The sequence below is a fragment of the Bacillus sp. SCT118 genome (assembly GCF_058566435.1).
In genome coordinates, this window is sequence record NZ_CP191225.1 from 3,861,236 (window position 1) to 3,873,694 (window position 12,459).

Below are 12,459 nucleotides of genomic sequence, written 5' to 3' on the forward strand. Positions count from 1 at the left end.
GAATGATCCTTCAAAACTAAACAAGACAGGGAACGTTCTGTTTATAAGACCCAAGGTCTTATATTCCGTATAATATCCTTAGAAAGGAGGTGATCCAGCCGCACCTTCCGATACGGCTACCTTGTTACGACTTCACCCCAATCATCTGTCCCACCTTCGGCGGCTGGCTCCTAAAAGGTTACCTCACCGACTTCGGGTGTTACAAACTCTCGTGGTGTGACGGGCGGTGTGTACAAGGCCCGGGAACGTATTCACCGCGGCATGCTGATCCGCGATTACTAGCGATTCCAGCTTCACGCAGTCGAGTTGCAGACTGCGATCCGAACTGAGAACAGATTTGTGGGATTGGCTTAACCTCGCGGTTTCGCTGCCCTTTGTTCTGTCCATTGTAGCACGTGTGTAGCCCAGGTCATAAGGGGCATGATGATTTGACGTCATCCCCACCTTCCTCCGGTTTGTCACCGGCAGTCACCTTAGAGTGCCCAACTGAATGCTGGCAACTAAGATCAAGGGTTGCGCTCGTTGCGGGACTTAACCCAACATCTCACGACACGAGCTGACGACAACCATGCACCACCTGTCACTCTGCCCCCGAAGGGGACGTCCTATCTCTAGGATTGTCAGAGGATGTCAAGACCTGGTAAGGTTCTTCGCGTTGCTTCGAATTAAACCACATGCTCCACCGCTTGTGCGGGCCCCCGTCAATTCCTTTGAGTTTCAGTCTTGCGACCGTACTCCCCAGGCGGAGTGCTTAATGCGTTAGCTGCAGCACTAAGGGGCGGAAACCCCCTAACACTTAGCACTCATCGTTTACGGCGTGGACTACCAGGGTATCTAATCCTGTTCGCTCCCCACGCTTTCGCTCCTCAGCGTCAGTTACAGACCAGAGAGTCGCCTTCGCCACTGGTGTTCCTCCACATCTCTACGCATTTCACCGCTACACGTGGAATTCCACTCTCCTCTTCTGCACTCAAGTTCCCCAGTTTCCAATGACCCTCCCCGGTTGAGCCGGGGGCTTTCACATCAGACTTAAGAAACCGCCTGCGAGCCCTTTACGCCCAATAATTCCGGACAACGCTTGCCACCTACGTATTACCGCGGCTGCTGGCACGTAGTTAGCCGTGGCTTTCTGGTTAGGTACCGTCAAGGTGCCGCCCTATTCGAACGGCACTTGTTCTTCCCTAACAACAGAGCTTTACGATCCGAAAACCTTCATCACTCACGCGGCGTTGCTCCGTCAGACTTTCGTCCATTGCGGAAGATTCCCTACTGCTGCCTCCCGTAGGAGTCTGGGCCGTGTCTCAGTCCCAGTGTGGCCGATCACCCTCTCAGGTCGGCTACGCATCGTTGCCTTGGTGAGCCATTACCTCACCAACTAGCTAATGCGCCGCGGGTCCATCTGTAAGTGGTAGCCGAAGCCACCTTTTATGTTTGAACCATGCGGTTCAAACAACCATCCGGTATTAGCCCCGGTTTCCCGGAGTTATCCCAGTCTTACAGGCAGGTTACCCACGTGTTACTCACCCGTCCGCCGCTAACATCAGGGAGCAAGCTCCCATCTGTCCGCTCGACTTGCATGTATTAGGCACGCCGCCAGCGTTCGTCCTGAGCCAGGATCAAACTCTCCGATAAAGTAGTTTGACTGACTACGCACATCGCTGTGCGATTTTTAAAAACTGAATTAACAGGTACGTTTTGTCTTGTTTAGTTTTCAAAGATCATTTTGTTTGTCCGCTTTGTTAAAGCGACTTTATTAGTATACAACGTCACTTCTTCAAAGTCAACAACTTTTTTTAAAAATTACACTAACGTGCAATTGCTTGGCGGCGTCCTACTCTCACAGGGGGAAACCCCCGACTACCATCGGCGCTGAAGAGCTTAACTTCCGTGTTCGGTATGGGAACGGGTGTGACCTCTTCGCTATCGCCACCAAACAAATTGAGAGTGTTCTCTCAAAACTAGATAACAGGTGTGACATCATTCAAAATATGGTTAAGTCCTCGATCGATTAGTATCTGTCAGCTCCATGTGTCGCCACACTTCCACCTCAGACCTATCAACCTGATCATCTTTCAGGGATCTTACTTCCTTGCGGAATGGGAAATCTCATCTTGAGGGGGGCTTCATGCTTAGATGCTTTCAGCACTTATCCCGTCCGCACATAGCTACCCAGCGATGCCCTTGGCAGAACAACTGGTACACCAGCGGTGCGTCCATCCCGGTCCTCTCGTACTAAGGACAGCTCCTCTCAAATTTCCTGCGCCCGCGACGGATAGGGACCGAACTGTCTCACGACGTTCTGAACCCAGCTCGCGTACCGCTTTAATGGGCGAACAGCCCAACCCTTGGGACCGACTACAGCCCCAGGATGCGATGAGCCGACATCGAGGTGCCAAACCTCCCCGTCGATGTGGACTCTTGGGGGAGATAAGCCTGTTATCCCCGGGGTAGCTTTTATCCGTTGAGCGATGGCCCTTCCATGCGGAACCACCGGATCACTAAGCCCGACTTTCGTCCCTGCTCGACTTGTAGGTCTCGCAGTCAAGCTCCCTTGTGCCTTTACACTCTGCGAATGATTTCCAACCATTCTGAGGGAACCTTTGGGCGCCTCCGTTACCTTTTAGGAGGCGACCGCCCCAGTCAAACTGCCCACCTGACACTGTCTCCCCGCCCGATAAGGGCGGCGGGTTAGAAGGTCAATACAGCCAGGGTAGTATCCCACCGATGCCTCCACCGAAGCTGGCGCTCCGGTTTCCAAGGCTCCTACCTATCCTGTACAAGCTGTACCAACATTCAATATCAGGCTGCAGTAAAGCTCCACGGGGTCTTTCCGTCCTGTCGCGGGTAACCTGCATCTTCACAGGTACTATAATTTCACCGAGTCTCTCGTTGAGACAGTGCCCAGATCGTTGCGCCTTTCGTGCGGGTCGGAACTTACCCGACAAGGAATTTCGCTACCTTAGGACCGTTATAGTTACGGCCGCCGTTTACTGGGGCTTCAATTCGCACCTTCGCTTACGCTAAGCGCTCCTCTTAACCTTCCAGCACCGGGCAGGCGTCAGCCCCTATACTTCGCCTTACGGCTTCGCAGAGACCTGTGTTTTTGCTAAACAGTCGCCTGGGCCTATTCACTGCGGCTCTCTCGGGCTTGCACCCTAACAGAGCACCCCTTCTCCCGAAGTTACGGGGTCATTTTGCCGAGTTCCTTAACGAGAGTTCTCTCGATCACCTTAGGATTCTCTCCTCGCCTACCTGTGTCGGTTTGCGGTACGGGCACCTCTCACCTCGCTAGAGGCTTTTCTTGGCAGTGTGGAATCAGGAACTTCGCTACTATATTTCGCTCGCCATCACAGCTCAGCCTTATGGGAAACGGATTTGCCTATTTCCCAGCCTAACTGCTTGGACGCGGATATCCAATACCGCGCTTACCCTATCCTCCTGCGTCCCCCCATTGCTCAAATGGTGAGGAGGTGGTACAGGAATATCAACCTGTTGTCCATCGCCTACGCCTTTCGGCCTCGGCTTAGGTCCCGACTAACCCTGAGCGGACGAGCCTTCCTCAGGAAACCTTAGGCATTCGGTGGAGGGGATTCTCACCCCTCTTTCGCTACTCATACCGGCATTCTCACTTCTAAGCGCTCCACCAGTCCTTCCGGTCTGGCTTCACAGCCCTTAGAACGCTCTCCTACCACTGTTCGAAGAACAGTCCGCAGCTTCGGTGATACGTTTAGCCCCGGTACATTTTCGGCGCAGAGTCACTCGACCAGTGAGCTATTACGCACTCTTTAAATGGTGGCTGCTTCTAAGCCAACATCCTGGTTGTCTAAGCAACTCCACATCCTTTTCCACTTAACGTATACTTTGGGACCTTAGCTGGCGGTCTGGGCTGTTTCCCTTTCGACTACGGATCTTATCACTCGCAGTCTGACTCCCAAGGATAAGTCATTGGCATTCGGAGTTTGACTGAATTCGGTAACCCGGTAGGGGCCCCTAGTCCAATCAGTGCTCTACCTCCAAGACTCTTACCTTGAGGCTAGCCCTAAAGCTATTTCGGAGAGAACCAGCTATCTCCAGGTTCGATTGGCATTTCACCCCTACCCACACCTCATCCCCGCACTTTTCAACGTGCGTGGGTTCGGGCCTCCATTCAGTGTTACCTGAACTTCACCCTGGACATGGGTAGATCACCTGGTTTCGGGTCTACGACCACGTACTCATGCGCCCTATTCAGACTCGCTTTCGCTGCGGCTCCGCATCTTCTGCTTAACCTTGCACGGGATCGTAACTCGCCGGTTCATTCTACAAAAGGCACGCCATCACCCGTTAACGGGCTCTGACTACTTGTAGGCACACGGTTTCAGGATCTCTTTCACTCCCCTTCCGGGGTGCTTTTCACCTTTCCCTCACGGTACTGGTTCACTATCGGTCACTAGGGAGTATTTAGCCTTGGGAGATGGTCCTCCCGGATTCCGACGGAATTTCACGTGTTCCGCCGTACTCAGGATCCACTCAGGAGAGAACGAAGTTTTGACTACAGGGCTGTTACCTCCTATGGCGGGCCTTTCCAGACCTCTTCATCTATCTCGTTCTTTTGTAACTCCGTACAGAGTGTCCTACAACCCCAAGAGGCAAGCCTCTTGGTTTGGGCTGATCCCGTTTCGCTCGCCGCTACTCAGGGAATCGCATTTGCTTTCTCTTCCTCCGGGTACTTAGATGTTTCAGTTCCCCGGGTCTGCCTTCTCATATCCTATGAATTCAGATATGGATACCACTCCATTACGAGTGGTGGGTTTCCCCATTCGGAAATCTCCGGATCAAAGCTTGCTTACAGCTCCCCGAAGCATATCGGTGTTCGTCCCGTCCTTCATCGGCTCCTAGTGCCAAGGCATCCACCGTGCGCCCTTTCTAACTTAACCGTTAAAAAGAATCACTATGTGATATCTTGTGTTACTAATTGAATGTGATGTCTACTGTTATCTAGTTTTCAAAGAACACGTTTCGAAGGAATGATCCTTCAAAACTAAACAAGACAGGGAACGTTCTGTTTATAAGACCCAAGGTCTTATATTCCGTATAATATCCTTAGAAAGGAGGTGATCCAGCCGCACCTTCCGATACGGCTACCTTGTTACGACTTCACCCCAATCATCTGTCCCACCTTCGGCGGCTGGCTCCTAAAAGGTTACCTCACCGACTTCGGGTGTTACAAACTCTCGTGGTGTGACGGGCGGTGTGTACAAGGCCCGGGAACGTATTCACCGCGGCATGCTGATCCGCGATTACTAGCGATTCCAGCTTCACGCAGTCGAGTTGCAGACTGCGATCCGAACTGAGAACAGATTTGTGGGATTGGCTTAACCTCGCGGTTTCGCTGCCCTTTGTTCTGTCCATTGTAGCACGTGTGTAGCCCAGGTCATAAGGGGCATGATGATTTGACGTCATCCCCACCTTCCTCCGGTTTGTCACCGGCAGTCACCTTAGAGTGCCCAACTGAATGCTGGCAACTAAGATCAAGGGTTGCGCTCGTTGCGGGACTTAACCCAACATCTCACGACACGAGCTGACGACAACCATGCACCACCTGTCACTCTGCCCCCGAAGGGGACGTCCTATCTCTAGGATTGTCAGAGGATGTCAAGACCTGGTAAGGTTCTTCGCGTTGCTTCGAATTAAACCACATGCTCCACCGCTTGTGCGGGCCCCCGTCAATTCCTTTGAGTTTCAGTCTTGCGACCGTACTCCCCAGGCGGAGTGCTTAATGCGTTAGCTGCAGCACTAAGGGGCGGAAACCCCCTAACACTTAGCACTCATCGTTTACGGCGTGGACTACCAGGGTATCTAATCCTGTTCGCTCCCCACGCTTTCGCTCCTCAGCGTCAGTTACAGACCAGAGAGTCGCCTTCGCCACTGGTGTTCCTCCACATCTCTACGCATTTCACCGCTACACGTGGAATTCCACTCTCCTCTTCTGCACTCAAGTTCCCCAGTTTCCAATGACCCTCCCCGGTTGAGCCGGGGGCTTTCACATCAGACTTAAGAAACCGCCTGCGAGCCCTTTACGCCCAATAATTCCGGACAACGCTTGCCACCTACGTATTACCGCGGCTGCTGGCACGTAGTTAGCCGTGGCTTTCTGGTTAGGTACCGTCAAGGTGCCGCCCTATTCGAACGGCACTTGTTCTTCCCTAACAACAGAGCTTTACGATCCGAAAACCTTCATCACTCACGCGGCGTTGCTCCGTCAGACTTTCGTCCATTGCGGAAGATTCCCTACTGCTGCCTCCCGTAGGAGTCTGGGCCGTGTCTCAGTCCCAGTGTGGCCGATCACCCTCTCAGGTCGGCTACGCATCGTTGCCTTGGTGAGCCATTACCTCACCAACTAGCTAATGCGCCGCGGGTCCATCTGTAAGTGGTAGCCGAAGCCACCTTTTATGTTTGAACCATGCGGTTCAAACAACCATCCGGTATTAGCCCCGGTTTCCCGGAGTTATCCCAGTCTTACAGGCAGGTTACCCACGTGTTACTCACCCGTCCGCCGCTAACATCAGGGAGCAAGCTCCCATCTGTCCGCTCGACTTGCATGTATTAGGCACGCCGCCAGCGTTCGTCCTGAGCCAGGATCAAACTCTCCGATAAAGTAGTTTGACTGACTACGCACATCGCTGTGCGATTTTTAAAAACTGAATTAACAGGTACGTTTTGTCTTGTTTAGTTTTCAAAGATCATTTTGTTTGTCCGCTTTGTTAAAGCAACTTTATTAGTATACAACGTCACTTCTTCAAAGTCAACAACTTTTTTAAAAAACTTTTGGTGGAGCCTAGCGGGATCGAACCGCTGACCTCCTGCGTGCAAAGCAGGCGCTCTCCCAGCTGAGCTAAGGCCCCATAAAAAATGGTCGGGAAGACAGGATTCGAACCTGCGACCCCATGGTCCCAAACCATGTGCTCTACCAAGCTGAGCTACTTCCCGATTCCCTATCTATTCTATTAAAAGATATGGCGCGCCCGAGAGGAGTCGAACCCCTAACCTTTTGATCCGTAGTCAAACGCTCTATCCAATTGAGCTACGGGCGCAATTCAATTTACAATATCCCGTTGGGATAAATGGAGCGGAAGACGGGATTCGAACCCGCGACCCCCACCTTGGCAAGGTGGTGTTCTACCACTGAACTACTTCCGCATATCGCAATAAAAAAAGCTTTCTCCTTATGAGAAACCTTGGTAATAATACATTTAATAAAGCTTCCAAGCGGGCTCGAACCGCTGACCTCTTCCTTACCATGGAAGTGCTCTACCTGCTGAGCTATGGAAGCAATGGCTCCGCAGGTAGGATTCGAACCTACGACCGATCGGTTAACAGCCGATAGCTCTACCACTGAGCTACTGCGGAATAATATAAAGCTTCATAAACAAACATGGTAGAATTAATAAATCTGCTTGGCGGCGTCCTACTCTCACAGGGGGAAACCCCCGACTACCATCGGCGCTGAAGAGCTTAACTTCCGTGTTCGGTATGGGAACGGGTGTGACCTCTTCGCTATCGCCACCAAACAAATTGAGAGTGTTCTCTCAAAACTAGATAACAGGTGTGACATCATTCAAAATGTGGTTAAGTCCTCGATCGATTAGTATCTGTCAGCTCCATGTGTCGCCACACTTCCACCTCAGACCTATCAACCTGATCATCTTTCAGGGATCTTACTTCCTTGCGGAATGGGAAATCTCATCTTGAGGGGGGCTTCATGCTTAGATGCTTTCAGCACTTATCCCGTCCGCACATAGCTACCCAGCGATGCCCTTGGCAGAACAACTGGTACACCAGCGGTGCGTCCATCCCGGTCCTCTCGTACTAAGGACAGCTCCTCTCAAATTTCCTGCGCCCGCGACGGATAGGGACCGAACTGTCTCACGACGTTCTGAACCCAGCTCGCGTACCGCTTTAATGGGCGAACAGCCCAACCCTTGGGACCGACTACAGCCCCAGGATGCGATGAGCCGACATCGAGGTGCCAAACCTCCCCGTCGATGTGGACTCTTGGGGGAGATAAGCCTGTTATCCCCGGGGTAGCTTTTATCCGTTGAGCGATGGCCCTTCCATGCGGAACCACCGGATCACTAAGCCCGACTTTCGTCCCTGCTCGACTTGTAGGTCTCGCAGTCAAGCTCCCTTGTGCCTTTACACTCTGCGAATGATTTCCAACCATTCTGAGGGAACCTTTGGGCGCCTCCGTTACCTTTTAGGAGGCGACCGCCCCAGTCAAACTGCCCACCTGACACTGTCTCCCCGCCCGATAAGGGCGGCGGGTTAGAAGGTCAATACAGCCAGGGTAGTATCCCACCGATGCCTCCACCGAAGCTGGCGCTCCGGTTTCCAAGGCTCCTACCTATCCTGTACAAGCTGTACCAACATTCAATATCAGGCTGCAGTAAAGCTCCACGGGGTCTTTCCGTCCTGTCGCGGGTAACCTGCATCTTCACAGGTACTATAATTTCACCGAGTCTCTCGTTGAGACAGTGCCCAGATCGTTGCGCCTTTCGTGCGGGTCGGAACTTACCCGACAAGGAATTTCGCTACCTTAGGACCGTTATAGTTACGGCCGCCGTTTACTGGGGCTTCAATTCGCACCTTCGCTTACGCTAAGCGCTCCTCTTAACCTTCCAGCACCGGGCAGGCGTCAGCCCCTATACTTCGCCTTACGGCTTCGCAGAGACCTGTGTTTTTGCTAAACAGTCGCCTGGGCCTATTCACTGCGGCTCTCTCGGGCTTGCACCCTAACAGAGCACCCCTTCTCCCGAAGTTACGGGGTCATTTTGCCGAGTTCCTTAACGAGAGTTCTCTCGATCACCTTAGGATTCTCTCCTCGCCTACCTGTGTCGGTTTGCGGTACGGGCACCTCTCACCTCGCTAGAGGCTTTTCTTGGCAGTGTGGAATCAGGAACTTCGCTACTATATTTCGCTCGCCATCACAGCTCAGCCTTATGGGAAACGGATTTGCCTATTTCCCAGCCTAACTGCTTGGACGCGGATATCCAATACCGCGCTTACCCTATCCTCCTGCGTCCCCCCATTGCTCAAATGGTGAGGAGGTGGTACAGGAATATCAACCTGTTGTCCATCGCCTACGCCTTTCGGCCTCGGCTTAGGTCCCGACTAACCCTGAGCGGACGAGCCTTCCTCAGGAAACCTTAGGCATTCGGTGGAGGGGATTCTCACCCCTCTTTCGCTACTCATACCGGCATTCTCACTTCTAAGCGCTCCACCAGTCCTTCCGGTCTGGCTTCACAGCCCTTAGAACGCTCTCCTACCACTGTTCGAAGAACAGTCCGCAGCTTCGGTGATACGTTTAGCCCCGGTACATTTTCGGCGCAGAGTCACTCGACCAGTGAGCTATTACGCACTCTTTAAATGGTGGCTGCTTCTAAGCCAACATCCTGGTTGTCTAAGCAACTCCACATCCTTTTCCACTTAACGTATACTTTGGGACCTTAGCTGGCGGTCTGGGCTGTTTCCCTTTCGACTACGGATCTTATCACTCGCAGTCTGACTCCCAAGGATAAGTCATTGGCATTCGGAGTTTGACTGAATTCGGTAACCCGGTAGGGGCCCCTAGTCCAATCAGTGCTCTACCTCCAAGACTCTTACCTTGAGGCTAGCCCTAAAGCTATTTCGGAGAGAACCAGCTATCTCCAGGTTCGATTGGCATTTCACCCCTACCCACACCTCATCCCCGCACTTTTCAACGTGCGTGGGTTCGGGCCTCCATTCAGTGTTACCTGAACTTCACCCTGGACATGGGTAGATCACCTGGTTTCGGGTCTACGACCACGTACTCATGCGCCCTATTCAGACTCGCTTTCGCTGCGGCTCCGCATCTTCTGCTTAACCTTGCACGGGATCGTAACTCGCCGGTTCATTCTACAAAAGGCACGCCATCACCCGTTAACGGGCTCTGACTACTTGTAGGCACACGGTTTCAGGATCTCTTTCACTCCCCTTCCGGGGTGCTTTTCACCTTTCCCTCACGGTACTGGTTCACTATCGGTCACTAGGGAGTATTTAGCCTTGGGAGATGGTCCTCCCGGATTCCGACGGAATTTCACGTGTTCCGCCGTACTCAGGATCCACTCAGGAGAGAACGAAGTTTTGACTACAGGGCTGTTACCTCCTATGGCGGGCCTTTCCAGACCTCTTCATCTACCTCGTTCTTTTGTAACTCCGTACAGAGTGTCCTACAACCCCAAGAGGCAAGCCTCTTGGTTTGGGCTGATCCCGTTTCGCTCGCCGCTACTCAGGGAATCGCATTTGCTTTCTCTTCCTCCGGGTACTTAGATGTTTCAGTTCCCCGGGTCTGCCTTCTCATATCCTATGAATTCAGATATGGATACCACTCCATTACGAGTGGTGGGTTTCCCCATTCGGAAATCTCCGGATCAAAGCTTGCTTACAGCTCCCCGAAGCATATCGGTGTTCGTCCCGTCCTTCATCGGCTCCTAGTGCCAAGGCATCCACCGTGCGCCCTTTCTAACTTAACCGTTAAAAAGAATCACTATGTGATATCTTGTGTTACTAATTGAATGTGATGTCTACTGTTATCTAGTTTTCAAAGAACACGTTTCGAAGGAATGATCCTTCAAAACTAAACAAGACAGGGAACGTTCTGTTTATAAGACCCAAGGTCTTATATTCCGTATAATATCCTTAGAAAGGAGGTGATCCAGCCGCACCTTCCGATACGGCTACCTTGTTACGACTTCACCCCAATCATCTGTCCCACCTTCGGCGGCTGGCTCCTAAAAGGTTACCTCACCGACTTCGGGTGTTACAAACTCTCGTGGTGTGACGGGCGGTGTGTACAAGGCCCGGGAACGTATTCACCGCGGCATGCTGATCCGCGATTACTAGCGATTCCAGCTTCACGCAGTCGAGTTGCAGACTGCGATCCGAACTGAGAACAGATTTGTGGGATTGGCTTAACCTCGCGGTTTCGCTGCCCTTTGTTCTGTCCATTGTAGCACGTGTGTAGCCCAGGTCATAAGGGGCATGATGATTTGACGTCATCCCCACCTTCCTCCGGTTTGTCACCGGCAGTCACCTTAGAGTGCCCAACTGAATGCTGGCAACTAAGATCAAGGGTTGCGCTCGTTGCGGGACTTAACCCAACATCTCACGACACGAGCTGACGACAACCATGCACCACCTGTCACTCTGCCCCCGAAGGGGACGTCCTATCTCTAGGATTATCAGAGGATGTCAAGACCTGGTAAGGTTCTTCGCGTTGCTTCGAATTAAACCACATGCTCCACCGCTTGTGCGGGCCCCCGTCAATTCCTTTGAGTTTCAGTCTTGCGACCGTACTCCCCAGGCGGAGTGCTTAATGCGTTAGCTGCAGCACTAAGGGGCGGAAACCCCCTAACACTTAGCACTCATCGTTTACGGCGTGGACTACCAGGGTATCTAATCCTGTTCGCTCCCCACGCTTTCGCTCCTCAGCGTCAGTTACAGACCAGAGAGTCGCCTTCGCCACTGGTGTTCCTCCACATCTCTACGCATTTCACCGCTACACGTGGAATTCCACTCTCCTCTTCTGCACTCAAGTTCCCCAGTTTCCAATGACCCTCCCCGGTTGAGCCGGGGGCTTTCACATCAGACTTAAGAAACCGCCTGCGAGCCCTTTACGCCCAATAATTCCGGACAACGCTTGCCACCTACGTATTACCGCGGCTGCTGGCACGTAGTTAGCCGTGGCTTTCTGGTTAGGTACCGTCAAGGTGCCGCCCTATTCGAACGGCACTTGTTCTTCCCTAACAACAGAGCTTTACGATCCGAAAACCTTCATCACTCACGCGGCGTTGCTCCGTCAGACTTTCGTCCATTGCGGAAGATTCCCTACTGCTGCCTCCCGTAGGAGTCTGGGCCGTGTCTCAGTCCCAGTGTGGCCGATCACCCTCTCAGGTCGGCTACGCATCGTTGCCTTGGTGAGCCATTACCTCACCAACTAGCTAATGCGCCGCGGGTCCATCTGTAAGTGGTAGCCGAAGCCACCTTTTATGTTTGAACCATGCGGTTCAAACAACCATCCGGTATTAGCCCCGGTTTCCCGGAGTTATCCCAGTCTTACAGGCAGGTTACCCACGTGTTACTCACCCGTCCGCCGCTAACATCAGGGAGCAAGCTCCCATCTGTCCGCTCGACTTGCATGTATTAGGCACGCCGCCAGCGTTCGTCCTGAGCCAGGATCAAACTCTCCGATAAAGTAGTTTGACTGACTACGCACATCGCTGTGCGATTTTTAAAAACTGAATTAACAGGTACGTTTTGTCTTGTTTAGTTTTCAAAGATCATTACCGCCGCTTAACGAAGCAGCTTTATTACTATAACATTTAGCTTCTTTTAAGTCAACAACTTTTTTCAAAGTACTTAATGAAGCTTTTAGTTGATGTCAGCTGTTTATCAGCGACG

Annotated in this window: 6 tRNA genes and 7 rRNA genes; all 13 read right to left on the reverse strand. The window is 52.3% G+C overall.

Annotation, left to right across the window (positions count from 1 at the left end):
- Nucleotides 1-82: 82 nt before the first annotated feature.
- Nucleotides 83-1,632 (reverse strand): 16S ribosomal RNA (locus ACQVGT_RS19735).
- Nucleotides 1,633-1,818: 186 nt separating this feature from the next.
- Nucleotides 1,819-1,934 (reverse strand): 5S ribosomal RNA (rrf, locus tag ACQVGT_RS19740).
- 54 nt (nt 1,935-1,988) lie between these two features.
- Nucleotides 1,989-4,916: ribosomal RNA gene (locus ACQVGT_RS19745) — 23S ribosomal RNA — on the reverse strand.
- A gap of 170 nt (nt 4,917-5,086) precedes the next feature.
- Nucleotides 5,087-6,636: ribosomal RNA gene (locus ACQVGT_RS19750) — 16S ribosomal RNA — on the reverse strand.
- 172 nt (nt 6,637-6,808) lie between these two features.
- Nucleotides 6,809-6,884, reverse strand: a tRNA-Ala gene (locus ACQVGT_RS19755).
- An 8-nt stretch (nt 6,885-6,892) separates the two neighbouring features.
- Nucleotides 6,893-6,969 (reverse strand) — tRNA-Pro (locus tag ACQVGT_RS19760).
- A 27-nt stretch (nt 6,970-6,996) separates the two neighbouring features.
- A tRNA-Arg gene (locus ACQVGT_RS19765) sits at nt 6,997-7,073 on the reverse strand.
- 31 nt (nt 7,074-7,104) lie between these two features.
- Nucleotides 7,105-7,179 (reverse strand) — tRNA-Gly (locus ACQVGT_RS19770).
- Between the two features lie 60 nt (nt 7,180-7,239).
- A tRNA-Thr gene (locus ACQVGT_RS19775) sits at nt 7,240-7,312 on the reverse strand.
- A gap of 2 nt (nt 7,313-7,314) precedes the next feature.
- Nucleotides 7,315-7,389: transfer RNA gene (locus tag ACQVGT_RS19780), tRNA-Asn, on the reverse strand.
- A gap of 45 nt (nt 7,390-7,434) precedes the next feature.
- A 5S ribosomal RNA gene (gene rrf / locus ACQVGT_RS19785) occupies nt 7,435-7,550 on the reverse strand.
- A gap of 54 nt (nt 7,551-7,604) precedes the next feature.
- A 23S ribosomal RNA gene (locus tag ACQVGT_RS19790) occupies nt 7,605-10,532 on the reverse strand.
- A 170-nt stretch (nt 10,533-10,702) separates the two neighbouring features.
- A 16S ribosomal RNA gene (locus ACQVGT_RS19795) occupies nt 10,703-12,252 on the reverse strand.
- The 16S, 23S and 5S rRNA genes sit together here with 6 tRNA genes alongside, the layout of an rRNA operon.
- Between the last annotated feature and the right edge of the window lie 207 nt (nt 12,253-12,459).